This is a genomic window from Pseudomonas antarctica, assembly GCF_001647715.1.
Lineage (GTDB): Bacteria > Pseudomonadota > Gammaproteobacteria > Pseudomonadales > Pseudomonadaceae > Aquipseudomonas > Aquipseudomonas antarctica_A.
Genome location: NZ_CP015600.1, coordinates 1,794,798 through 1,817,363 on the forward strand (window position 1 = coordinate 1,794,798; position 22,566 = coordinate 1,817,363).

The window sequence follows — 22,566 nt, forward strand, 5'->3', positions numbered from 1 at the left end:
TCGACCATGTTGCTGAGTTATCTGCGGTTGGTGCTGTTTGCGATTGGCTTGTTGGTCGGCGTGCAGGTGCCGGGGTTTATCAACGACTATGCCAAACGCGTCGAGGCCCACCTGATCGAGGCCCAGACCGGCCTCAGCGGGTTTGAAAGCACCGCACGGCAGTTCTTCAATGGTGACTTGAAGGCGCTGGTGGCGCATTACCGCGCCAGTGATGACCCGGTGTTCCAGAGCGATGCCAACAGCCTGGGCACCTTGCTCGATCGCCAGGTGGCGTTGGACAAGCAATTCCAGGCCATGCAAGGGCCGTGGTACATCCGCGCCCTGCAAGTGGCGGTGGCCGCCGACCCGGCCATTCGCCTGGAAACCTGGAACGGCTACAGCTACCAGATCCTGCTGACGCCGGAAGCCATGGGCTGGGGCCTGGGCGGGGCGATGTTGTTGTCGTTCGGCATCGAGTGCCTGTTCCGCTTGATCGACTGGGTGGTGTTGGGCGGCAAGCGCCTGCGCCAGAGCCGGCCGATTGAAGAGCGTGACCTCAAAGGCCTCTAAAGACCGGCTCGGTCAATGTGGGAGCTGGCTTGCCTGCAATAGCGGTGGGTCAGCTTGCACATCTGCCACTGATACACCGCTATCGCAGGCAAGCCAGCTCCCACAGTTTTAATCCGGTTTCGTCAGCACCATGTGCTGTTCACCCACCTCCTCGGCATACCGCGCCACGACCTTCTGGCACAGCCCGACAATCTCCTCCACCAGCTCCACCCCGACACGCCACGACACCACGACCTGCAAGTTCGGCAGCTTCTGCGCCATCGGCAACATCACCAATTCCCCGCGTGCCAATTCCTCGCTGACCAGCACCGGCGGCAATGCGCCAATCCCGAAACCATCGCGCAGCAAGCGGGTGATGGCCGATACCGAATTCACACAGTTCATGCGTGGGGCGGCGACGCCGTTGGCCTGCATCAGGCTCAGTACGTCCTGGTGCGGGTGGGAGTTTTTCGAGTAGGTGATGATGCGCTCCTGGGCCAGTTCGGCGAGGGAGGCGTAGTCGCGGTTGTAGAGGGAGTGGCTGGCGACGATCCAGGCCATGGGATGGCTGGCCAGTTCCAGGCTGCGCACCGTTTCGAGGCGCAGCAAGTCGGTTTGCAGGATCAGGTCTAGGAAGCCTTTTTGCAGCTGATCGCTGAGGTTAAGCGCGGTATCGGCGACTAATTCGATTTCCACCAGGGGAAAGTGGTCCATCAATTCAGCGACCAGCGGGCTCAGCCAGGTGTGGATGACCGTGTCCATCGCGCCGATCCGAATCCGCCCGACCTTGCTGCTGGTGGTTTCCAGGGACTGCTTCAGGCCCTGCATGGTCACCATCATCTGCTCGGCGTAATCGAGCACCTTCAAGCCGTCCGGGGTCAGGCTCACGCCGCGCGAATCGCGCAGAAACAGCTTCACGCCCAGTTCGCTTTCGAGCACGGCGATACGGCTGGAAATCGAGGCCTGGGTGGTGAACAGCTTCTCGGCCGTCAGGCGAAAGCTCTTGAGCTTGGCCACCCAGACGAAGGTTTCGAGGAACTTCAAATTCATGGGATCAACTTTTCTTATGCATGGATCGGTTTTTATTAGTTGGACGCCGCACCGGGCAAACGCCAAAAATCGAGCTATTCCACGATAAGCGTCGTTGGGGTGTGAGGACAAGTTGCGCGTTTTGCGTAAAAAATCCCACACTACAAAAACTATAAAGCCTACAGGAGCACCCACCGTGAGCCGTCTGCTACTGAATTGCGACATCGGCGAAAGCTTTGGCAACTGGACCATGGGTCTGGACGCCGAGGTCATGCCGTTCATTGATTGTGCCAACGTGGCCTGCGGCTTCCATGCCGGTGACCCGAGCATCATGCGCAAGACCGTCAGCCTGGCCCTCAAGCACGGCGTGCAAGTAGGGGCGCACCCGGCGTACCAGGACCTGCAAGGGTTCGGTCGGCGCTCAATGGCTTATACCGCCGATGAAATCCAGGACCTGTTGCACTACCAGATTGGTGCCCTCGACGGCATCTGCCGGGCGCAAGGCGGGCGGGTCAGCTACGTCAAACCCCATGGTGCGATGTACAACGACATGATGGCCAACCCGGCGCAATTGCGTGCGGTGATCCAGGCCGTGGCTGCCTATGGCGACTTGCCGCTGATGCTGCTGGCCACCCGCGACAACAGCGCCGCCCAGGCGTTGGGCGACGAATACGGCGTGATCCTGTGGTTCGAAGCCTTCGCCGACCGTGCCTACGACCACAAGGGGCACCTGGTTTCCCGCCAGTTGCCGGGCGCCGTGCACCACGACTCCGACATCATCGTGCAGCAAGCCCTGACTATTTCCCGTGGCGAAGCCTTGACCGCCAGCGACGGCAGCGCCCTGGTGTTGCAGGCCAATACCCTGTGCGTGCACGGCGATAACGCCAGCTCGGTCGCCGCGGTGCAGCGCATTCGCGAGGCGTTGAAGCCAGCATGAAGCCACGCATTGAAGTGGTGGCGATTGATTGCCTGATGGTGCGTCTGTTCGATGTGATTGCCGAAGCCAATATGCCGTGGATGCTCGCCGCCACCCAGCGTCTGCGCGAGGGGTTCGGCGCGGCGCTGGTGGATCTGGTGCCGTCCTACACCACGCTGATGGTGCATTACGACCTCACTGCGTTGAGCCCGGCCCAGGCACGGGAACTGATTGGCCAGGCGCTGACCGACCTGCAACCCCAGGCCCAGGGCAGCGGCCAGTGCCACGTGCTGCCGGTGTGGTACGACCTGAGTGTCGGCCCTGAACTGAACCTGCTCAGCCAGCGCAGCGGCCTGGCGGTAGACGATGTAATCCGTCGCCACAGTGCCCACGAATACCAAGTGTTTGCCCTCGGTTTTGCTCCCGGTTTCGCCTTTATGGGGTTGGTGGACGAGATCCTTGCCACGCCACGGCTGAACACCCCACGTAAACGCGTGGCTGCCGGCAGCGTCGGCATTGCCGAACGGCAAACTGCCGCCTACCCGATGGTATCCCCCGGTGGCTGGAACCTGATCGGCCGCACCCCGGCCAAGCTGTTCGACCGCGACCGCGACGGCTACAGCCTGATGCAGCCCGGCGATACGGTGCGCTTCGAAGCCGTCGGCCACGCCGAATTCATCAACCTGGGTGGCGATGACACGCCGTTGGAGGCGCAGGCATGAGCCGCTTGTTGATCGAGGCCAGCACGCCGCTGTGCCTGTTGCAGGACACCGGCCGTTTTGGCGTGCGGCACCTGGGCGTGACCCAGGGTGGCGCGCTGGATTGGGTGTCGATGACCTGGGCCAATTGGCTGCTGGGTAATGCCCTGGATAGGCCAGTGGTGGAAATCACCTTGGGCGGGTTTACCGTGCAAGCCGAGGAGTATTGCTTGCTGGCGTTGGCCGGTGCGGATCTGGGCGCGTATATCGGTGAGCGTGCGATCAGCCCCGGGCGCAGTTTTATCCTGCAAAAGGGTCAGCGTTTGCGCTTTACCCAGCCGTTCAACGGTGCGCGCGCTTATCTGGCGGCACCGGGCGGTTTTGATGCGCCGGCTGTGCTCGGCAGTTGCGCCACGGTGGTACGTGAAGAGTTGGGCGGGGTGGACGGTTTCGGCAAGGCGTTGGCCGTAGGCGGGCGGTTGGCTTATTCCGGTGTGGGCGGGGCGATGAAAGTACTGAGTGCGCCTGATTTGCCAGCCAAGGCGCCACTGGAGGTGATAGTCGGCGCACAGATCGGCCAGTTCAGCGGGCAGAGTTTGTTCGATGCGTTCAATACTGAATGGGCCCTCGACAGCCGTGCAGATCGCATGGGCATGCGTTTGCTGGGCACGCCGTTGCAGTATCAGGGGCCCTCGTTGATCTCTGAGGGCATTCCGCTGGGGGCCATCCAGGTGCCGCCGGATGGGCAGCCGATTGTGTTGCTCAATGACCGGCAGACCATTGGTGGCTATCCGCGATTGGGCGCGTTGACGCCGTTGGCGCTGGCGCGGCTGGCGCAGTGCTTGCCAGGGGAGAAGGTGCGCTTGGTGCCGGTGGTGCAGGAGACGGCGCATCGGCAGCATGTGGAGTTTTTGCAGCGCTTCACCGCGGGCTAAAGATCACCGCAACCCAACATGTGGGAGCGGGCTTGCTCGCGAATGCAGGGTGTCAGTCAGTCCATCAATAACTGACCCACCGCTTTCGCGAGCAAGCCCGCTCCCACATTTGCCTCTGCGTTTACTTGGAGAGAAAGCGCATTCCTTCTTCCAAGCCGCGCAAGGTCAGCGGATACATCTGATCCTCCACCAACTCCCGCACAATCCCTGTCGACGCCGTATACCCCCACGTGTCCTTCGGGTACGGGTTTATCCAGATCAGCTTCTTGTACTTGGCCATGAAGCGCTGCATCCACACATACCCGGGCTCTTCATTCCAGTGCTCGACGCTGCCGCCGGCCTGGGTGATTTCGTAGGGCGCCATCGACGCATCGCCGATAAAAATCACTTTGTAGTCAGCGCCGTACTTGTGCAGCAAATCCTGGGTGGAGGTGCGCTCCGATGTGCGGCGCTGGTTGTTCTTCCACACCGATTCGTACACGAAGTTGTGAAAGTAGAAGTACTCCAGGTGCTTGAACTCGGTCTTGCAGGCCGAGAACAGCTCTTCGCAGATCTTTACATGGGCGTCCATCGAGCCGCCGATGTCGAACAGCAGCAACAGCTTGATGGTGTTACGCCGCTCCGGGCGCATCTGGATATTCAGCAACCCGGCGTCGCGGGCGGTGTGGTCGATAGTGCCGTCGATATCCAGCTCTTCGGCCGCACCCTGGCGCGCGAATTTGCGCAGGCGGCGCAGAGCGATCTTGATGTTGCGCGTGCCCAGTTCCACTTGGTCGTCGAGGTTCTTGTACTCGCGCTGGTCCCAGACTTTCACCGCTTTGCCCTGGCGCTTGCCGGCGTCGCCGACGCGAATGCCTTCCGGGTTGTAGCCGCCGGAGCCGAACGGGCTGGTGCCACCGGTGCCGATCCACTTGTTGCCGCCGGCATGGCGCTCTTTCTGTTCTTCCAGGCGTTTCTTGAATTCTTCGATCAGCTTGTCCAGGCCGCCGAGGGACTGGATCTGCGCGCGCTCTTCATCGGTCAGCGAGCGTTCGAACTCCTTGCGCAGCCAGTCCTCGGGGATCAGCGCTTGCAGGTGGTCGTCGAGCTTTTCGAGGCCGTTGAAATAGGCGCCGAACGCCCGGTCGAACTTGTCGAAATGCCGTTCGTCCTTCACCAGGATTGCCCGGGCCAAGTAGTAAAACTCGTCCATGTCGGCGAAGACCACGCGCTGTTTCAGCGCATTGATCAAGTCGAGCAGCTCGCGCACCGACACCGGCACCTTGGCTGCACGCATCTCATTGAACAGGTTGAGCAACATTATCGATTACCGCGACGGCTCATGAACGCCAGACGCTCCAGCAATTGCACGTCTTGCTCGTTCTTCACCAAAGCCCCGGCCAGCGGCGGGATGGCTTTGGTGGGGTCGCGTTCGCGCAGCACGGCTTCACCGATATTGTCGGCCATCAGCAGTTTGAGCCAGTCGACCAGTTCGGAGGTGGACGGCTTTTTCTTCAGGCCTGGCACTTTGCGCACGTCGAAAAACACGTCCAGCGCTTCGCTGACCAGGTCTTTCTTGATGTCGGGGTAGTGCACATCGACGATCTTTTGCAGGGTCGTGCGGTCGGGGAAGGCGATGTAATGGAAGAAGCAGCGGCGCAGGAACGCGTCCGGCAGCTCTTTTTCGTTGTTGGAGGTAATGATGATGATCGGGCGTTTCTTGGCCTTGATGGTCTCGTCGATTTCGTAGACGTAGAACTCCATCTTGTCGAGTTCTTGCAACAGGTCGTTAGGGAACTCGATGTCAGCCTTGTCGATTTCATCGATCAGCAGAATCACCCGCTCCTCGGACTCGAAGGCCTCCCAGAGCTTGCCCTTCTTCAGGTAGTTGCGCACGTCGTGCACTTTGTCCACGCCCAGCTGCGAGTCGCGCAGACGGCTTACCGCGTCATACTCGTAGAGGCCCTGATGCGCCTTGGTGGTGGACTTGATGTGCCAGGTAATCAGCTTGGCGCCGAAGGATTCGGCCAGTTGTTCGGCGAGCATGGTCTTGCCGGTGCCGGGCTCGCCCTTGACCAGCAATGGCCGTTCCAGGGTGATGGCGGCGTTCACGGCCAATTTCAGGTCATCGGTAGCAACGTAGGCCTGGGTGCCTTCGAACTTCATCGGTCATTCCTCGCATTCATCAATGCCCGGACTATACCGCGCAGCCCCGGCGACTGTGAACGCAGACGGGTTATTCAGTCTCTGAATGGCTGGTCACGCGTGACCGCTAGCGGTTTTTTTCCAACGCATACGCCCGCGCATCGGCTTTATCCCTGAGCTTGCTGCCGCCCCACAGGGCGAGTGCTGCTAAAACCAGTGTGCCCAGGCTTATGAGGATCATCTGGCCGGCCATCGGCCCGCCGTCCATGGCGAATATCGCTATTCGCACACAGCCCGAAAAGGCCCAAAGATAACCAAGAATTGTCAGTATCCAGCCGCAGATGCGCATTTTAGTGTCCTTACTAGTCGTTGGAATTTACTCGGCGGTACGATAAACGAGGGCTCGGTGTTTCACCATAGTTGCCCTCGGGCGTGTGATTCAGTCAGCACTCGGCTTGGGCTGTTCATAGCGCGCAGTGAACGCCTGGATGAAACCGTTGCGCAAAATCGCCAAAAACGCCGAGAACGCGCTGAGATTTTGCTGGTGAACACTGCCACTGAGTTCTACGCGGGTGGCAAACTGGTTTTTGTTCTGGTTCTTCAGCACAGTCTCGCTGGTGCCAACCACGGCTTCCCAGATCGAGCGAAAGATATTTTTGTCCTTGTTCTCTACATCCTGTTTCCAGTCGAACACTTCCACATTGCGCAGCAACGGCTTGATGTAACCTTTCAATTGGCCTTTTTCAGCCTGGGCTTCGACCACCAGATCGCCGGTACCGGCCTTGAAGTCGAATTTTCCGTAGGCCGACGCGAAGTCATTCAGGCGCTTGAGCTGGATGTCTTTGGCGCGAAAGCGGAATTCAAAGTCTTCGAAATTGCTCAGCGGGTCGAAGGCGGCAGTGGCTTCCAGCGGTGCCTGCCCGAGCAACTGCGCCTTGCCTTCGAAGCTGGCGTCACGCTTGCCCTTCACATCGACGACGTTGGTCAGGTTGTAAAAGCTCGCGTTGACCGCGGTGGCATAGATATTCACCGCAGGCTTGGAATTGAAGTTGTGGAAGGCGACCCTGCCGTCCTGAATGCGCACTTCGTTGAGGGTGATCGGCAACAGTTTGCTCAGTTGTTCGCGCCAGTCGGTGCCCTTACCGGTCTGGGACGCCTGTTGGCTGCCACCGTCGACGAAATTCACCTCCGGCTGGAAGAACTGCATCTCGGCGACCACCGCATGGTCGTACCACAGCGAATGCCAGCTTACCGCCACGTCGATCAATGGTGCCTTGACGAACGGCACAGGCACCTTGCCGTCGACCTTGACGATCTGCAGGCCGTTGATTTTGTAGGCGCCGCGCCACAGGGCCACGTCCACGTCCGTGACCTGGCCGCGGTAATCGCCCATGTCGGCAAGCTTGTCGTTCAGGTAGTTGCGCACCAGGTAGGGCAGGGCGAGGTCCAGAGCGATCAGTACTACCACCAGTACGGCGACGATCCATAGCAGCCCACTGTAGCGACGTTTCATGTTCAGGTTCTCCAACGGTATAGGCGATGGACCGCATGTATTGGCGCAACGTTCCTCTGACTGGACGCCTCCCAACCTGAGGCATACCCTTGGAGCCTTATTGAAATTGCCCTAAGGACCCGTTATGAGCCGCATCTTTGCAGACAACGCGCACTCCATCGGTAATACGCCCCTGGTTCAGATCAATCGCATCGCACCGCGTGGCGTGACCATCCTGGCCAAGATCGAAGGGCGTAACCCGGGTTATTCGGTGAAGTGCCGCATTGGCGCAAACATGATCTGGGACGCCGAAAGCACCGGCAAACTCAAGCCCGGCATGACGATTGTAGAACCGACCTCCGGCAACACCGGCATTGGCCTGGCGTTTGTCGCCGCCGCCCGTGGCTACAAGCTGCTGCTGACCATGCCGTCGTCGATGAGCATCGAGCGACGCAAAGTGCTCAAGGCCCTGGGCGCCGAACTGGTGTTGACCGAACCGGCCAAGGGCATGAAGGGCGCTATCGAAAAAGCTGCCGAAATCCTCGCCAGCGACCCGGCGACCTACTTTATGCCGGCCCAGTTCGAAAACCCGGCCAACCCGGCGATCCACGAGAAAACCACCGGCCCGGAAATCTGGAACGACACCGATGGCGCCGTGGACGTACTGGTCGCGGGCGTGGGCACCGGCGGCACCATTACCGGTGTGTCGCGCTATATCAAGAACATTGCCGGCAAGCCGATTCTGTCGGTGGCTGTTGAACCGTTCGCCTCGCCCGTGATTACCCAGGCGCTGGCCGGTGAAGAGATCAAACCCAGCCCGCATAAAATCCAGGGCATCGGCGCCGGTTTCGTGCCGAAAAACCTCGACCTGTCGATGGTTGACCGCGTGGAGCTGGTGACCGATGACGAATCCAAGGTCATGGCTCGGCGACTGATGCAGGAAGAAGGCATTCTGTGCGGAATCTCCTGCGGCGCCGCCATGGCGGTGGCGGTACGGCTGGCCGAGAAACCGGAAATGCAGGGCAAGACCATCGTGGTGATCCTGCCGGACTCGGGTGAGCGCTACCTGTCGAGCATGTTGTTCAGCGATTTGTTTACCGAGCAAGAAAACCAGGCCTGATCGCTTATCGGTGGCGGGCGGGGCCGACGTCTTCGCGGGCAAGCCCGCTCCCACATTTGATCTTCGCTGCTTTGAGCATCGTGTTCGCTTAACTGAACTGCATTAGGGCAAGCCCGCTCACCATAAGGGTTCGACTTGCCACAGGGTTTTGATTTATGTCAGCCGGTCGGCCCAGGCCTTCTGCATAATGGCCCAACTGTTTATCATGGCCGGCTGCTACGTCTGGTTTCCCGTTGACGGGAGGTCGCTGGCCAGGCGCTTATTTCCAGGAGTTGCTGCATGACCTTTTCTTTGGCCGCCAAACTGTCGGTGCTGCTGTTGTTTATCGGCAGCACGCTGTATGTGCACTTGCGCGGCAAGGCCCGTTTGCCGATGTTGCGCCAGTTCGTCAACCATTCGGCGCTGTTCGCCCCGTACAACGCCTTGATGTATATATTCTCGGCCGTGCCGTCCAAACCGTACCTGGACCGCAGCAAGTTCCCGGAGCTGGATGTGCTCAAGGACAACTGGGAAGTGATTCGCGAAGAGGCGATGCACCTGTTCGACGAGGGGTACATCCGCGCCGCCGAAAAGAACAACGACGCCGGTTTCGGTTCGTTCTTCAAAAAGGGCTGGAAGCGCTTCTACCTCAAGTGGTACGACAAACCGCTGCCATCGGCCGAGGCCCTGTGCCCGAAAACCGTGGCGCTGGTCAGCAGCATCCCCAACGTCAAGGGCGCAATGTTCGCGCTGTTGCCGGGGGGTAGCCACCTCAACCCGCACCGCGACCCGTTTGCCGGTTCGCTGCGTTATCACCTGGGTTTGTCCACGCCGAACTCCGACGACTGCCGCATCTTCGTGGATGGCCAGGTTTACGCCTGGCGCGACGGTGAGGACGTGATGTTCGACGAAACGTACGTGCACTGGGTGAAGAACGAGACTGAAAAGACCCGCGTGATTCTGTTCTGCGACATCGAACGCCCGCTGAGCAACCGGCTGATGACGCGCATCAACCGCTGGGTCAGCAAGCAGTTGGGCCGCGCCACGGCGCCGCAAAACCTTGATGATGAGCGTGTGGGCGGGATCAACCAGGCGTATGCCTGGAGCAAGACCTTCAGCGACAAGTTCAGCGGTGTGGTCAAGCAGTGGAAGCGCAAGCATCCGAAGGCCTACCGCATTGCGCGGCCGGTGCTGGCTGTAATCGTGCTGGTGCTGTTGTGGAAGTGGTTGTTCAGCTAATTTGAAACGCGGTTAAAAATGTGGGAGCGGGCTTGCTCGCGAAAGCGGTGGGTCAGTCAAGAATGTATCGACTGACACTCCGCATTCGCGAGCAAGCCCGCTCCCACTTTTGGTTTTGCAGTGTTGCTTAAGAGGCGATCAGCTGGCGCAGTACATAGTGCAGAATCCCGCCCGCCTTGAAGTACTCGACTTCATTGAGGGTATCAATCCGGCACAGCACCTCGACCTTCTCGCTGCTGCCATCCTCGCGCGTAATCACCAGCGTCAGGTTCATCCGTGGCTCGATCTCGGCATCGGTCAGCCCGAGAATGTCGATCTTTTCCTTGCCGGTGAGTTTGAGCGCCTTGCGGTTCTGATCCAGCTTGAACTGCAGTGGCAGCACGCCCATGCCGACCAGGTTGGAGCGGTGAATCCGCTCGAAGCTCTCGGCGATCACCGCCTTGACCCCCAGCAGGTTGGTGCCCTTGGCCGCCCAGTCGCGGCTTGAGCCGGTGCCGTATTCCTGACCGGCGATCACCACCAGCGGCGTGCCCGACGCCTGGTACTTCATGGCCGCGTCGTAAATGGGCATTTTCTCGCCAGTGGGGATGTACAGCGTGTTGCCGCCTTCCTCGCCGCCGAGCATCTCGTTGCGGATGCGGATATTGGCAAACGTGCCGCGCATCATCACTTCATGGTTGCCCCGGCGTGAGCCGTAGGAGTTGAAGTCACGCGGCTCCACACCTTGCTCGCGCAGGTAGCGCCCGGCGGGGCTGTCGGTCTTGATGTTGCCGGCAGGGGAGATGTGGTCGGTGGTCACCGAATCACCCAGCAGCGCCAGCACATTCGCGCCTGTGACGTCTTTGATGACCGGCAGTGGCCCGGCAATGTCATCGAAGAACGGCGGGTGCTGGATGTAGGTGGAATCCTTCTGCCACACGTAAGTCGCGGCCTGCGGCACCTCAATGGCTTGCCACTGCTCATCACCGGCAAATACTTCGGCATATTCCTTGTGGAACATGCCGGTGCTGACCTGGGCGACGGCGTCGGCGATTTCCTGGCTGCTTGGCCAGATGTCTTTCAGGTACACCGGCTGGCCGTCCTTGCCTTCGCCCAGTGGCTCGCTGCTGATATCGATACGCACGGTGCCGGCCAATGCATAGGCGACCACCAGCGGCGGCGAGGCCAGCCAGTTGGTTTTCACCAGTGGGTGTACGCGACCCTCAAAGTTACGGTTGCCGGACAGCACCGAGGCGACCGCGAGGTCAGCTTTCTGGATGGCTTTTTCGATGGGCTCAGGCAGTGGGCCGGAGTTGCCGATGCAGGTGGTGCAGCCATAGCCGACCAGATCGAAACCGAGTTTATCCAGGTACTGGGTAAGGCCCGCCGCCTTGTAGTAGTCAGTCACCACTTTGGAGCCAGGTGCCAGCGAGGTTTTCACCCACGGTTTGCTGGTGAGGCCTTTTTCCACGGCCTTTTTCGCCACCAGGCCTGCAGCCATCATCACACTGGGGTTGGAGGTGTTGGTGCACGAGGTAATCGCTGCAATCACCACCGCGCCGTTTTTCAGGCGATAGGTATGGCCGTCGTATTCGTAGTCAGTTTCGCCCACCAGGTCGGCGTTGCCCACGGCGACACCGCCACCGCCTTCACTTTCCAGGCGGCCTTCTTCTTTGGTGGTGGGTTTGAATTGCAGGTCGAGGAAGTCACTGAAGGCTTGTGCCACATTTGGCAACGAAACACGGTCCTGCGGGCGTTTCGGCCCGGCAAGGCTGGCTTCGACGCTGCCCATGTCCAGCGCCAGGGTATCGGTGAACACTGGCTCCTGGCCGGCATTGCGCCACAGGCCCTGAGCCTTGGTGTAGGCCTCGACCAGCTTCACGGTTTCTGCCGGGCGGCCCGACAGGCGCAGGTAGTCCAGGGTCACGTCATCCACGGGGAAAAAGCCGCAGGTGGCGCCGTATTCCGGGGCCATGTTGGCGATGGTCGCGCGGTCGGCCAGGGGCAAGTCGGCCAAGCCGTCGCCATAGAATTCGACGAATTTACCCACCACGCCTTTTTTACGCAGCATCTGGGTGACGGTCAGCACCAGGTCGGTGGCCGTGATGCCTTCCTTGAGTTTGCCGGTGAGCTTGAAGCCGATCACTTCCGGAATCAGCATCGACACCGGTTGGCCGAGCATCGCCGCTTCCGCTTCGATGCCGCCCACGCCCCAGCCGAGTACGCCAAGGCCATTGATCATGGTGGTGTGGGAGTCGGTGCCCACCAGGGTGTCGGGGAAGGCGTAGGTGCGGCCGTCTTCCTCTTTGGTCCACACGGTGCGGCCGAGGTATTCGAGGTTGACCTGGTGGCAGATGCCGGTGCCCGGTGGCACGACGCTGAAGTTGTCGAAGGCGCTTTGGCCCCAGCGCAGGAAGGCGTAGCGTTCGCCGTTGCGCTGCATTTCGATGTCGACGTTCTGCTCAAACGCGCTGTTGCTGCCGAACTTGTCGACCATTACCGAGTGGTCGATCACCAGGTCCACGGGGGACAGCGGGTTGATACGCTGCGGGTCGCCTCCCGCCTTGGCCACGGCGGCGCGCATGGCGGCCAGGTCGACCACGGCGGGCACGCCGGTGAAGTCCTGCATCAGCACGCGGGCGGGGCGGTATTGGATTTCGCGGTCGGACTGGCGCTCTTTGAGCCAGGCAGCGATGGCCTTGAGGTCGGCGCCGGTGACGGTCTTGTTGTCTTCCCAGCGCAGCAGGTTTTCCAGCAGCACTTTGAGCGACATCGGCAGCGTGTCCAGGTCACCCAGGCTCTTGGCCGCTTCGGGCAGACTGAAGTAGTGGTAGGTCTTGCTGTCTATTTCCAGTGTTTTAAGGGTTCTCAGGCTATCAACGGATGACATTACATGACTCCTTATGGTCCGCACGGCTACGGACCTGACGGGACGAACAGAGCTTTCAACTTAGCCCTGTTTTCATTAGCAGGCTAATAACTGGACTCTATCGTTAAGTCCAAGGTTCCGAACTCGGCTATCATGCGCGCGTTTTCATGACAGGTATTGCGATAGAGCAATGCCGGTTGAGTCACCAGGAGAGTTGATGAACACCCTTTTTATGCACTGCCGCCCGGGTTTTGAAGGCGAAGTCTGTTCCGAGATCGCGGAACACGCCGCGCGCCTGAACGTTTCCGGCTATGCCAAGACCAAGACCGGCAGCGCCTGCGCCGAATTTGTCTGCACCGAAGAAGACGGCGCCCAGCGCCTGATGCACGGCCAGCGCTTTGCCGAGCTGATCTTCCCGAGGCAGTGGGCGCGCGGGGTGTTCATCGACCTGCCGGAAACCGACCGCATCAGCGTGATCCTCGCCCACCTGCAAGGCTTCCCGGTGTGTGGCAGCCTGTGGCTGGAGATGGTCGACACCAACGACGGCAAGGAGCTCTCGAACTTCTGCAAGAAGTTTGAAGTGCACTTGCGCAAAGCCTTGTTGAACGCCGGCAAGCTGGTGGATGACCCGAGCAAGCCGCGCCTGCTGCTGACCTTCAAAAGCGGCCGTGAAGTGTTCATGGGCCTGGCCGAGTCGAACAACTCGGCGATGTGGCCCATGGGCATCCCGCGCCTGAAATTCCCGCGTGACGCGCCCAGCCGTTCGACCCTGAAACTGGAAGAGGCCTGGCACCACTTCATCCCCCGCGACCAGTGGGATGAGCGCCTGCACGGCGACATGACCGGTGTTGACCTCGGCGCAGCCCCCGGCGGCTGGACCTGGCAACTGGTCAACCGCGGCATGCTGGTGACCGCCATCGACAACGGCCCGATGGCCGAAAGCCTGATGGACACCGGCCTGGTGCAGCATTTGATGGCTGACGGCTTTACCTTCGTGCCCAAGCAGCCGGTAGACTGGATGGTCTGCGACATCGTCGAGAAACCGGCGCGTAACGCGGCCCTGCTGGAAACCTGGATCGGCGAGGGCTATTGCCGCGAGGCGGTGGTGAACCTGAAGTTGCCGATGAAGCAGCGTTACGCCGAAGTGAAACGCTTGCTGGAGCGCATTGAAGACGGTTTCAAGGCGCGTGGTATTCGCGTGGAAATCGGCTGCAAGCAGCTGTACCACGACCGTGAAGAAGTCACCTGTCACCTGCGTCGGCTGGTGGATGTGAAGAAGACCAAGTCGCGCTGACGTTGAGCCGCACGCCGCTCAAAATGTGGGAGCTGGCTTGCCTGCGATGGCGGTATAACAGTCGAAATTTATAGTGAATGTGCCCCTTATCGCGGGCAAGCCCGCTCCCACAGGAGAGTGGGTCTGTTTCAGGAGTGATGTATGAATCAGCCTCTCGATTTGCCCGTAGACGCCGTGCTCGATGCGACGGGCCTCAACTGCCCGGAACCGGTGATGATGCTGCACCAGCACATCCGCGACTTGCCGGCTGGCGGCCTGCTCAAGGTGATCGCGACCGACCCGTCGACCCGCCGCGATATTCCCAAGTTCTGTGTGTTCCTGGACCACGAGCTGGTGGATCAGCAGGAACACGCCGGTACGTACCTGTACTGGATTCGCAAGAAGTCCGCTTAAACCAGGCGAATCCGCCGGCGCGCGCTGCGTGCCAGGCGGATCACCAGCATCGCCGCGGCGCAGCTCAAGCCCACGATCAGCCCTTGCCACAGGCCACTCGGCCCACTCGCCGCGCCCAGCCAATCGGTCAGCCCCAGGGCATAACCCACCGGCAACCCCACGCCCCAGTAAGCAAACAAGGTCAGCACCATGGTCACCCGCGTGTCCTGGTAGCCACGCAGCGCGCCGGCCGCGGTGACCTGGATCGCGTCGGAGAACTGGAACAGCGCCGCAAACACGATCAGCATCGACGCCACGTGGATCACCCGCGGGTCAGGCGTGTAAATCGTGGCAATCTGTTCGCGAAACAGCAGCATCAGGCTGCAGGACAGGCACGCGTAGGTGAGTGCCGTGCCCATGCCGACTCCGGCGGCAAAACGAGCTTCACGCGGCTCGCCACGACCCAATGCCTGGCCGACCCGCACCGTGACCGCCATGCTCAGCGAATAGGGGATCATGAACACCAGCGAGCTGAAGTTCAGCGCAATCTGGTGCCCGGCCACCACGTTGGCGCCCAGGCTGCCGATCAGCAGGGCGATCACCGCAAAAATGCTCGATTCGGCAAACACCGCGATCCCGATCGGCAGGCCGATGCTCAGCACGCGCTTGATCACTGCCCATTGCGGCCAGTCGAAACGCTTGAACAATTCGCTGCTCTGGTACGCCGGTGCCCAGCGGGTCCAAGCGGCGAGGCCGAGCATCATCACCCACATCACAATGGCCGTGGCCCAGCCACAGCCCACGCCGCCCATGGCCGGCACACCGAAGTGGCCATAAATGAACACGTAGTTCAGTGGAATGTTCAACGCCAGCCCGCACAGGCCCATGACCATGCTTGGGCGCGTACGGCCCATGCCATCACTGAAGCAACGCAACACGTAATACAGGGCGATGGCCGGCATGCCGGACGCGATGCCGTGCAGGTAGGCCATGCAGGGTTTGATCAGCTCGGGGTCGACCTTCATCGCGTGCAGGATCGGTTCGGCGCTGATCAGCATCAGCAGGGCAGTAATGCCCACCACCACCGCCAGCCATAGGGATTGGCGCACCAGCGGGCCAATCTCGGTGTGGTGGCCGGCGCCGAAGCGCTGGGCGACTTTGGGCGTGGTGGCCAGCAGCGTGCCGGTCATCAGCAGGTACACCGGAATCCAGATCGAGTTGCCCAGGGCCACCGCTGCCAGGTCTCGCGGGCTCACGCGCCCGGCCATCACCGCATCGACGAAACCCATGGCAGTGGTGGCGAGTTGGCCGATCATGATCGGCAGGGCCAGGGTCAGCAGGCTGCGCACCTCGCGACTGACGCGGGCGGGGCGGGAGAGGGTCGCGGTGGCGGTGTTCACGTGCGGGTGTCCGTAAAAGAGTTGCAAAGGACGGCGCAGTCTACGCGCTGACGCAGTGGTCAGGAAAAAACCTGTGTTAGCGATTTGTAAGCGATCTTCCGGCTGGCGCCGACCCCCTGTGGGAGCTGGCTTGCCTGCGATGGCATCACCTCGGTTTTGAGCGACAGAATGAGTCGCCTGCATCGCAGGCAAGCCAGCTCCCACCTAAGCACTGCCCACCTGGCATCTACGCTGGAACGCAGGTCGCATCCCTGTACACTGCTGGTCCGCGAAAGGAGCCTGCCATGCTGATTGTTGCCGACGAAAATATTCCGCTGCTCGATGCCTTCTTTGAGGGGTTTGGCGAAATTCGCCGGGTGCCCGGTCGTTCCATCGACCGCGCCACGGTCGAGCAGGCCGATGTGCTGCTGGTGCGCTCGGTGACCAACGTTAATCGCGCCTTGCTGGAAGGCACACAAGTGCGCTTTGTCGGCACCTGCACCATCGGCACCGATCACCTGGACCTGGATTACTTCAAGCAGGCCGGTGTCACCTGGTCCAGCGCCCCCGGTTGCAATGCGCGGGGCGTGGTGGACTATGTGCTGGGCAGCTTGCAGACCCTGGCCGAAATCGAAGGCGCCGACCTCAACCAGCGCACCTACGGTGTGGTGGGTGCCGGTGAAGTGGGCGGCCGCCTGGTACAGGTACTCAAGGGCCTGGGCTGGAACGTATTGGTGTGTGACCCGCCGCGCCAGATCGCCGAAGACGGTGATTACGTCAGCCTGCAGCAGATTATCGAGCAGTGCGACGTGATCAGCCTGCACACGCCGCTGACCAAGTCCGGCAACGGTTCCACCTGGCACCTGTTTGACCGCGAGCGGCTCAACCGCCTCAAGCCCGGCACTTGGCTGATCAACGCCAGCCGTGGTCCGGTGGTGGATAACGCCGCCCTGCGCGAGGTGCTGCTGCAGCGCGAAGACCTGCAAGCTGTGCTGGATGTGTGGGAAGGCGAGCCCGAAGTGGACGTCGACCTGGCCGACCTGTGCGTGTTGGCCACTCCGCATATCGCAGGCTACAGCCTCGATGGCAAGCAGCGCGGTACCGCGCAGATTTACCAGGCACTCTGCGCGCACCTCGGCCACGAACCGAGCATTCAGTTAAGTGATCTGCTGCCGCCACCGTGGCTGGCCGAGGTGCACCTGAACGCGTCGACCGATCCGGCCTGGGCCTTGGCGACGTTGTGCCGCAGCGTGTACGACCCGCGCCGCGATGATGCGGATTTCCGTCGCAGCCTTGTCGGAACCGTGCAAGAGCAACGCAAGGCGTTCGACCTCCTGCGCAAGCACTACCCGGAGCGGCGTGAGATTGACGGCTTGAAAGTACGCATTAACGGGGAATCGGCGCAGTTGTCGAACATCGTGTCCGCGCTGGGCGCGGTAGCGATTTAAGCACCGATAAAAAACCCGGCCATCAAGGCCGGGTTTGAAAGAGCGTGGGCACTTCAGCCTTGCTTGGCAGGCTTGACCAATCGCTGTTCCAGCTCGCGACATGCTTGCTGGATCATCTCTTCGGTAATCTGCACTTCGCGGCCTTGGGCGTCGATGACGGAGCAAGGCAGATGCTGCGGTTGGCGGATCACTTCAATCTTGGCATCGCTGCTGTTTTGCAAGGTCATGGCCTGTCTCCTCATCAGGTTGTGTACCTACTGTAATTCCCCCGCGTGACCGAGCTATTACAACTCCTTACAAAGCCACCGGTTCGAACACCCAGTCCACCAGAAACCGATACAAATTTCCAGCCAGGCATTAGACCGAAAGCCTCTAGGGATCTGTCTCGGCGGGCATAATTAACCTGACTCATTGTTATTCCCCCAAGTTCCCCCAATGTTGGGATGTAGCAACCTAACTCCCTCACGCAGGTGATGCCTTCCATGTTCTCCGTCCGTCAACGCCGTGCTATTCGACTGGCCAGCCGCTTTATTGCGCCGTACCGCTGGCAGGCGCTGGGTGCGTTGTTGGCACTCATCGTCACTGCGGGCATCACTTTGTCCATGGGGCAGGGCATTCGCCTGCTGGTGGATCAGGGGTTCATGACCCAGTCACCGCACCTGCTCAACCAGTCCATCGGCCTGTTCATGATCCTGGTGCTGGGCCTGGCCGTGGGTACGTTTGCACGGTTTTATTTGGTGTCATGGATCGGCGAGCGAGTGGTGGCGGACATCCGCCGGCAAGTTTTCAACCACCTGATCTACCTGCACCCAGGCTTTTACGAGAACAACCGCAGCTCGGAAATCCAGTCGCGGCTGACCACTGACACCACCTTGTTGCAATCGGTGATCGGCTCGTCGCTGTCGCTGTTCCTGCGCAACGCCTTGATGGTCATCGGCGGCATCGTCCTGCTGTTTGTCACCAACCCCAAGCTCACCAGCATCGTGGTCATCGCGCTGCCGCTGGTGCTGGCGCCGATCCTGATCTTCGGTCGGCGCGTGCGTAGCCTGTCGCGCTTGAGCCAGGACCGTATCGCCGATGTCGGCAGCTACGTGTCCGAGACCCTCGGCCAAATCAAGACCGTGCAGGCCTACAACCACCAGGTGCAGGACGAACAACGGTTCGCCGTCACCGTGGAAGAGGCGTTTGCCACCGCGCGCAAGCGCATCGCGCAGCGTGCCTGGCTGATTACCCTGGTGATCATGCTGGTGCTGGGTGCCGTGGGCGTGATGCTGTGGGTGGGCGGGATGGACGTGATCGGCGGGCGCATTTCCGGCGGTGAGCTGGCGGCGTTCGTGTTTTACAGCTTGATCGTCGGCAGCGCCGTCGGCACCTTGAGTGAAGTGCTCGGCGAGTTGCAGCGCGCGGCGGGGGCCGCCGAACGGATTGGTGAATTGTTGCAATCGACCAACGAAATCCACGCGCCCACGGATGGCACCGTGCGGTTGCCGGCACGGGTCAGCGGCCGTATGGAGCTGCAAGACCTGCGCTTTTCCTACCCTTCGCGGCCGGACAGCTACGCCATCGACGGCTTGAGCCTGACCATCAACCCCGGCGAAACCCTGGCCCTCGTAGGCCCGTCCGGCGCCGGTAAGTCGACGATATTCGACCTGCTGCTGCGTTTCTACGACCCCCAGCAAGGCCGCATCCTGCTCGAAGGCCACGCGCTGACGGAACTCGACCCCATGGACCTGCGCCGGCACTTCGCGCTGGTGTCCCAAAGCCCGGCGCTGTTTTTCGGCAGCGTCGAAGAAAACATCCGCTACGGCAATCCGTCTGCCACGACCGCCCAGGTCGAGGCTGCCGCGCGCATCGCCCACGCCCATGACTTCATCCTGCAAATGCCCGATGGCTACCAGACCCACCTTGGCGACGGCGGCATGGGCCTCTCCGGCGGCCAACGCCAACGTCTGGCCATCGCCCGCGCGTTGCTGGTGGACGCGCCGATCCTGCTGCTCGACGAAGCCACCAGCGCCCTCGATGCCCAGAGCGAACACCTGATCCAGCAGGCGCTGCCCCAATTAATGCACGGCCGCACCACCCTGGTCATCGCGCACCGATTGGCCACGGTGAAGAACGCGGATCGGATCGCGGTGATGGACCAGGGCAAGTTGGTAGCGGTCGGCACGCATCAGCAGTTGATTGCGAGCAATCCGCTGTATGCGCGGTTGGCGGCATTGCAGTTCAGTGATGGGGTGGAGGCGGAATGAAGCTGCGGTGTGTCTGTTCCTAAGGCATCATGTGACCTTTCGTTATTGAACTGGATGAGGACATGAGCCGTTATCAACCTCCGTTGACACTGACTACAAAGATGCTGGCTCTGGTAGCCGACATCAGTGAGCAGATCGGTCAACTTTCAGTCGGTGATGATAGTCGTCAGACGCCTCAGCTAAGACGTGGCAATCGAATCCGCACAATCCAGGCTTCGCTGGCTATCGAGAACAATACCCTCAGCGTTGAACAGGTGACCGCTGTTCTAGAGGGTAAGCGAGTGTTGGGGTTGCCTCGGGAGATCCAGGAAGTGCGTAATGCATTTGCTGCCTACGAGGCGATGCCGCACTGGGTGCCTAGTGATCGGGCGGACTTGTTAAAAGCACACGATCTGCTGATGTTTGGTTTGATCGATGATGCAGGACGGTTTCGCCAGGCGGGTGTCGGCATTTATCGTGGTGAGCAGTTGGTCCATATGGCTCCTCCCGCAAGTCGCGTAACGCATCTGGTGGATGACTTACTGCAATGGCTGTCGGTTTCAGATTGGCACCCGCTGATCGCCAGTTGTGTATTCCATTACGAATTCGAATTTATCCACCCCTTCGCAGACGGCAACGGGCGGATGGGGCGCCTTTGGCAAACCTTAATACTTAGTCAATGGCGCCCTGTGTTGGCCTATCTGCCGGTGGAAGCGGTTATACGCGAACAGCAGGACGCCTATTACGCGGCGCTGTCGGCTGCCGACCAGAAGGCGGAAGCGACTCCCTTCGTCGAGTTCATGTTGCAAGCCTTGAGTCTGGCCTTGGCTGAGGCTGTGCAAAGCGAGCGTCCGAGCGCCCCATAAAAAATGCCCGCATCTCTCAATGCGGGCATTTCTCTTGAAGCTTCAAACTTACAGCTTGAAGCTGCTCTTTTTACTGATCATCAAAGTAGCGCTCATGCCAATCCACCAACGGCTGTGGCGAGTTGAGCTTCTGCCCGTAGATCACCGAATAAGACAGCACGTTCTGCACATACTGGCGGGTTTCGTCGAACGGGATGCTTTCCACCCACACGTCGAAACTCAGGTGATCGGCACCGCGCAGCCATTGGCGCACGCGACCGGGGCCAGCGTTGTAGGCAGCGGAAGCGAGTACGCGGTTACCGTTGAACTGGCTGTGCACCTGGCTCAGGTAGGCGGCGCCGAGCTGGATGTTTTTGTCCGGGTCCAGCACCTGGGCCGGGGAGGCGAGCGGGATGCTGAACTTGCGTGCGGTTTCCTTGGCGGTGCCGGGCATCAGTTGCATCAGGCCGCTGGCGCCGACGCCGGAGCGGGCGTCATCCATGAAGGCGCTTTCCTGGCGAGTAATGGCAAATACCCAGCTGGAATGCAGGCCACGTACCTTGGCTTCGCGCACCAGGGTGTCGCGGTGGGCCATTGGGAAGCGGATATCCAGGTCGTCCCAATACTGCGCCTGGCTGATGGTCCGGATCGCCGGGAAGTACCACTTCATGTCATAGGCCAACTTGGCCTGGGCGACCATTTCATCGCGGTTGAAGTGGCGGCTGACGTGGTACCACTCGCGGCGGCCGTCAACGATTTGGCCACGTGCATAGAACTCCAGCGCACGGCGCACACCCGGGGTGTTGCGGACCTTATTGACCAGTGCCTGGCTCATCACCAACGGTTTGTTTTTCAGTTGATACGGCGCTTTGGAACGGTCAGCGGCGAGGAAACCGTAGAAATCACGTTCCTGCGCGAGGTTTTTGTACAGCACCAACGGTTGCGGGTTTTTCGGCTCGGCCAGTTCAAGACTGCGCGCTTGCCAGTAACGCCAGCGATTGGTGGTGGCGAGGTCTTGTGGGAGTTTGCGGGTGAGCTGGTAGGCATCTTCCCAGCGGGCCAGGCGCAACAGCAGACGCAGGCGCCATTCGGAAACGGTGTTGTCGCGCAGCTCTGGGTCGTATTTGGTCATCACGTCCAGGGCGCGCGGATCGTAGCGGCGGGCCAGGGTCAGGCCGATTTCGCGGGCGATCGACACTTTTTCGTCACGGGAGAAGTGCATGCTGCTGGCGTAACCGTCGAGCAGGGCCATCGCCTTGTCCGGGTCCTGGCGTGCCAGGCGGCGCAGGCCCAGGCCTACGGCGTCAGACATGGCTTCGTTGGCCGGCAGGAAGCGTGACGGGTCACCGAGCATGTCGGGCTTTTGCGCTACGTCCACCATCAGGCGGCCTTGGGCACCGAGGGTCGGCAGGGTTTTCACCAGGCTATTGGCCAGCGCGTAGTTGCGGGCTTCGGCGGCAAGCTTGGCGCGGTCCCAGATTTTCTGTTCGGTGAGTTGGCCATCGGCGGCCCACTGGCCGAAGGTGGCATCACAGGCGGCGGGTTGGGATTTGCCGGTCAGCCAGAGTTTTTCGGTGGTCTTGTAGCCTTCGGCTTTCAGATTGTGGGTGAGTTGGTACTGGCCATGCAGGCAGTCCAGTTCGACGAAATTAAGCTTGGCGTCGTAGTACTTTTCAAACGTCTGCCAGTCGCCACGGTCGGCCAGCCAGCGCAACCAGCGCAGCTTCATCCAGTTGGCCTGGGGCAGGTCGCCGTTTTTGGCGAGGAACTGTTCGATTTCCTCGTTGCTCGCGGTTTTCAGGCGGGCGGTCAGTTCGTCATAGGCCAGGTACGGCGTGAGCGGGTAGTCGGCCAGGGCCTGGCTGTATTGCATGTAGGGGCCGCTGTCGCCTTTGGCGAGGGCGCGTTTGGCTTCATCGTAATATTGACGTTGGGTGGTGAGGTCCACGGCCTGGGCGGATTGAACGGCGGTGGCGGAAAGAAGCAGACAAGATAAAAAGTTGAAAAGGCGACTGCGCATGAGACGTCCGTGCAAAGAAATCACGACTAGCACCGGCACCGCCGACACTGATTGCCCCTAGCTTAGCCTTTT

At 60.8% G+C, this 22,566-nt stretch carries 19 protein-coding genes and 1 pseudogene; 11 read left to right on the forward strand and 9 right to left on the reverse strand.

Annotated features, from left to right (window positions below; translation table 11 throughout):
* Nucleotides 1-6 precede the first annotated feature (6 nt).
* Nucleotides 7-549 carry a DUF2937 family protein gene (locus A7J50_RS08275; protein ID WP_064451363.1) on the forward strand — a complete coding sequence of 181 codons (543 nt, stop codon included), beginning with the start codon at nt 7-9 and terminating at the stop codon, nt 547-549.
* 108 nt (nt 550-657) lie between these two features.
* Here the strand turns inward: A7J50_RS08275 and A7J50_RS08280 are convergent, their stop codons facing one another.
* A complete protein-coding gene (locus A7J50_RS08280) occupies nt 658-1,578 on the reverse strand; it encodes a LysR family transcriptional regulator (RefSeq protein WP_064451364.1) in 921 nt (306 codons plus the stop codon).
* Nucleotides 1,579-1,753: 175 nt separating this feature from the next.
* Between A7J50_RS08280 and A7J50_RS08285 the strand changes: the two genes are divergently transcribed.
* From A7J50_RS08285 to A7J50_RS08295, 3 genes are read left to right on the forward strand one after another with little or no spacing between them, the layout of a single operon-like run.
* Complete coding sequence (locus A7J50_RS08285; protein WP_064451365.1) at nt 1,754-2,494, forward strand: 5-oxoprolinase subunit PxpA; 741 nt, start codon at nt 1,754-1,756, stop codon at nt 2,492-2,494.
* A complete protein-coding gene (locus A7J50_RS08290; RefSeq protein ID WP_064451366.1) occupies nt 2,491-3,195 on the forward strand; it encodes a 5-oxoprolinase subunit B family protein in 705 nt (234 codons plus the stop codon). The genes A7J50_RS08285 and A7J50_RS08290 overlap by 4 nt, the downstream gene beginning before the upstream one ends.
* On the forward strand, nt 3,192-4,106 hold the full coding sequence (locus A7J50_RS08295) for a biotin-dependent carboxyltransferase family protein (RefSeq protein WP_064451367.1): 915 nt from the start codon (nt 3,192-3,194) through the stop codon (nt 4,104-4,106). The genes A7J50_RS08290 and A7J50_RS08295 overlap by 4 nt, the downstream gene beginning before the upstream one ends.
* Nucleotides 4,107-4,227: 121 nt before the next feature.
* Here A7J50_RS08295 and A7J50_RS08300 read toward each other — a convergent pair whose 3' ends face one another.
* The 4 genes from A7J50_RS08300 to A7J50_RS08315 form a co-directional block, all read right to left on the reverse strand.
* Nucleotides 4,228-5,406, reverse strand: a complete 1,179-nt coding sequence (locus A7J50_RS08300) for a vWA domain-containing protein (protein WP_064451368.1) — start codon at nt 5,404-5,406, stop codon at nt 4,228-4,230.
* Complete coding sequence (locus tag A7J50_RS08305) at nt 5,406-6,251, reverse strand: AAA family ATPase (RefSeq protein WP_003210690.1); 846 nt, start codon at nt 6,249-6,251, stop codon at nt 5,406-5,408. The genes A7J50_RS08300 and A7J50_RS08305 overlap by 1 nt, the downstream gene beginning before the upstream one ends.
* Nucleotides 6,252-6,357: 106 nt before the next feature.
* Nucleotides 6,358-6,579 (reverse strand): hypothetical protein, encoded by a 222-nt coding sequence (locus A7J50_RS08310; protein WP_064451369.1) that lies wholly within the window; start codon nt 6,577-6,579, stop codon nt 6,358-6,360.
* Nucleotides 6,580-6,669: 90 nt separating this feature from the next.
* Complete coding sequence (locus A7J50_RS08315) at nt 6,670-7,743, reverse strand: DUF748 domain-containing protein (protein WP_064451370.1); 1,074 nt, start codon at nt 7,741-7,743, stop codon at nt 6,670-6,672.
* 124 nt (nt 7,744-7,867) lie between these two features.
* Between A7J50_RS08315 and cysK the strand changes: the two genes are divergently transcribed.
* Together cysK and A7J50_RS08325 are read left to right on the forward strand one after the other, a co-directional pair.
* Nucleotides 7,868-8,842 (forward strand): cysteine synthase A, encoded by a 975-nt coding sequence (cysK, locus tag A7J50_RS08320; RefSeq protein ID WP_064451371.1) that lies wholly within the window; start codon nt 7,868-7,870, stop codon nt 8,840-8,842.
* Nucleotides 8,843-9,121: 279 nt separating this feature from the next.
* The gene (locus A7J50_RS08325) at nt 9,122-10,060 is read left to right on the forward strand and encodes an aspartyl/asparaginyl beta-hydroxylase domain-containing protein (RefSeq protein WP_064451372.1); all 939 of its coding nucleotides are present in this window, start codon (nt 9,122-9,124) and stop codon (nt 10,058-10,060) included.
* A 127-nt stretch (nt 10,061-10,187) separates the two neighbouring features.
* Here the strand turns inward: A7J50_RS08325 and acnA are convergent, their stop codons facing one another.
* Nucleotides 10,188-12,929, reverse strand: coding sequence for an aconitate hydratase AcnA (gene acnA / locus A7J50_RS08330; RefSeq protein WP_064451373.1), 2,742 nt, complete (start codon nt 12,927-12,929; stop codon nt 10,188-10,190).
* Nucleotides 12,930-13,125: 196 nt separating this feature from the next.
* Between acnA and rlmM the strand changes: the two genes are divergently transcribed.
* Together rlmM and tusA are read left to right on the forward strand one after the other, a co-directional pair.
* On the forward strand, nt 13,126-14,202 hold the full coding sequence (rlmM, locus tag A7J50_RS08335; RefSeq protein WP_064451374.1) for a 23S rRNA (cytidine(2498)-2'-O)-methyltransferase RlmM: 1,077 nt from the start codon (nt 13,126-13,128) through the stop codon (nt 14,200-14,202).
* A gap of 141 nt (nt 14,203-14,343) precedes the next feature.
* Nucleotides 14,344-14,595, forward strand: coding sequence for a sulfurtransferase TusA (gene tusA, locus A7J50_RS08340; RefSeq protein ID WP_064451375.1), 252 nt, complete (start codon nt 14,344-14,346; stop codon nt 14,593-14,595).
* On the opposite strand, the gene A7J50_RS08345 is transcribed toward tusA, so the two are convergent.
* Nucleotides 14,592-15,974, reverse strand: a complete 1,383-nt coding sequence (locus A7J50_RS08345; RefSeq protein ID WP_064451376.1) for an MATE family efflux transporter — start codon at nt 15,972-15,974, stop codon at nt 14,592-14,594. The two genes, tusA and A7J50_RS08345, sit on opposite strands and share 4 nt — an antisense overlap.
* A gap of 284 nt (nt 15,975-16,258) precedes the next feature.
* Between A7J50_RS08345 and pdxB the strand changes: the two genes are divergently transcribed.
* Nucleotides 16,259-17,401 (forward strand): 4-phosphoerythronate dehydrogenase PdxB, encoded by a 1,143-nt coding sequence (gene pdxB, locus A7J50_RS08350; RefSeq protein WP_064451377.1) that lies wholly within the window; start codon nt 16,259-16,261, stop codon nt 17,399-17,401.
* 53 nt (nt 17,402-17,454) lie between these two features.
* Here pdxB and A7J50_RS31585 read toward each other — a convergent pair whose 3' ends face one another.
* Complete coding sequence (locus A7J50_RS31585) at nt 17,455-17,628, reverse strand: PA1571 family protein (RefSeq protein ID WP_053255030.1); 174 nt, start codon at nt 17,626-17,628, stop codon at nt 17,455-17,457.
* A gap of 246 nt (nt 17,629-17,874) precedes the next feature.
* On the opposite strand from A7J50_RS31585, the gene A7J50_RS08355 reads away from it, so the two are divergent.
* Together A7J50_RS08355 and A7J50_RS08360 are read left to right on the forward strand one after the other, a co-directional pair.
* On the forward strand, nt 17,875-19,650 hold the full coding sequence (locus tag A7J50_RS08355; protein ID WP_167353683.1) for an ABC transporter transmembrane domain-containing protein: 1,776 nt from the start codon (nt 17,875-17,877) through the stop codon (nt 19,648-19,650).
* A 62-nt stretch (nt 19,651-19,712) separates the two neighbouring features.
* Nucleotides 19,713-20,477: pseudogene (locus A7J50_RS08360) on the forward strand (Fic family protein); the annotation flags it as partial.
* Nucleotides 20,478-20,565: 88 nt separating this feature from the next.
* Here A7J50_RS08360 and A7J50_RS08365 read toward each other — a convergent pair.
* Entirely contained in the window at nt 20,566-22,494 is a 1,929-nt protein-coding gene (locus A7J50_RS08365) for a transglycosylase SLT domain-containing protein (protein WP_064451380.1), read from the reverse strand.
* Nucleotides 22,495-22,566: the final 72 nt, after the last annotated feature.

What these genes read in the sequence shown, in the direction of transcription:
- A7J50_RS08365 (WP_064451380.1), bottom strand. Translation starts at nt 22,494, where the DNA reads ATGCGCAGTCGCCTTTTCAACTTTTTATCTTGTCTGCTTCTTTCCGCC.
- rlmM (WP_064451374.1), top strand. Translation starts at nt 13,126, where the DNA reads ATGAACACCCTTTTTATGCACTGCCGCCCGGGTTTTGAAGGCGAAGTC.
- A7J50_RS08305 (WP_003210690.1), bottom strand. Translation starts at nt 6,251, where the DNA reads ATGAAGTTCGAAGGCACCCAGGCCTACGTTGCTACCGATGACCTGAAA.
- A7J50_RS08300 (WP_064451368.1), bottom strand. Translation starts at nt 5,406, where the DNA reads ATGTTGCTCAACCTGTTCAATGAGATGCGTGCAGCCAAGGTGCCGGTG.
- A7J50_RS08295 (WP_064451367.1), top strand. Translation starts at nt 3,192, where the DNA reads ATGAGCCGCTTGTTGATCGAGGCCAGCACGCCGCTGTGCCTGTTGCAG.
- A7J50_RS08290 (WP_064451366.1), top strand. Translation starts at nt 2,491, where the DNA reads ATGAAGCCACGCATTGAAGTGGTGGCGATTGATTGCCTGATGGTGCGT.
- A7J50_RS08325 (WP_064451372.1), top strand. Translation starts at nt 9,122, where the DNA reads ATGACCTTTTCTTTGGCCGCCAAACTGTCGGTGCTGCTGTTGTTTATC.
- A7J50_RS08315 (WP_064451370.1), bottom strand. Translation starts at nt 7,743, where the DNA reads ATGAAACGTCGCTACAGTGGGCTGCTATGGATCGTCGCCGTACTGGTG.
- A7J50_RS08355 (WP_167353683.1), top strand. Translation starts at nt 17,875, where the DNA reads ATGCCTTCCATGTTCTCCGTCCGTCAACGCCGTGCTATTCGACTGGCC.
- A7J50_RS08275 (WP_064451363.1), top strand. Translation starts at nt 7, where the DNA reads ATGTTGCTGAGTTATCTGCGGTTGGTGCTGTTTGCGATTGGCTTGTTG.
- A7J50_RS08280 (WP_064451364.1), bottom strand. Translation starts at nt 1,578, where the DNA reads ATGAATTTGAAGTTCCTCGAAACCTTCGTCTGGGTGGCCAAGCTCAAG.
- tusA (WP_064451375.1), top strand. Translation starts at nt 14,344, where the DNA reads ATGAATCAGCCTCTCGATTTGCCCGTAGACGCCGTGCTCGATGCGACG.
- cysK (WP_064451371.1), top strand. Translation starts at nt 7,868, where the DNA reads ATGAGCCGCATCTTTGCAGACAACGCGCACTCCATCGGTAATACGCCC.
- A7J50_RS08310 (WP_064451369.1), bottom strand. Translation starts at nt 6,579, where the DNA reads ATGCGCATCTGCGGCTGGATACTGACAATTCTTGGTTATCTTTGGGCC.
- acnA (WP_064451373.1), bottom strand. Translation starts at nt 12,929, where the DNA reads ATGTCATCCGTTGATAGCCTGAGAACCCTTAAAACACTGGAAATAGAC.
- pdxB (WP_064451377.1), top strand. Translation starts at nt 16,259, where the DNA reads ATGCTGATTGTTGCCGACGAAAATATTCCGCTGCTCGATGCCTTCTTT.
- A7J50_RS31585 (WP_053255030.1), bottom strand. Translation starts at nt 17,628, where the DNA reads ATGACCTTGCAAAACAGCAGCGATGCCAAGATTGAAGTGATCCGCCAA.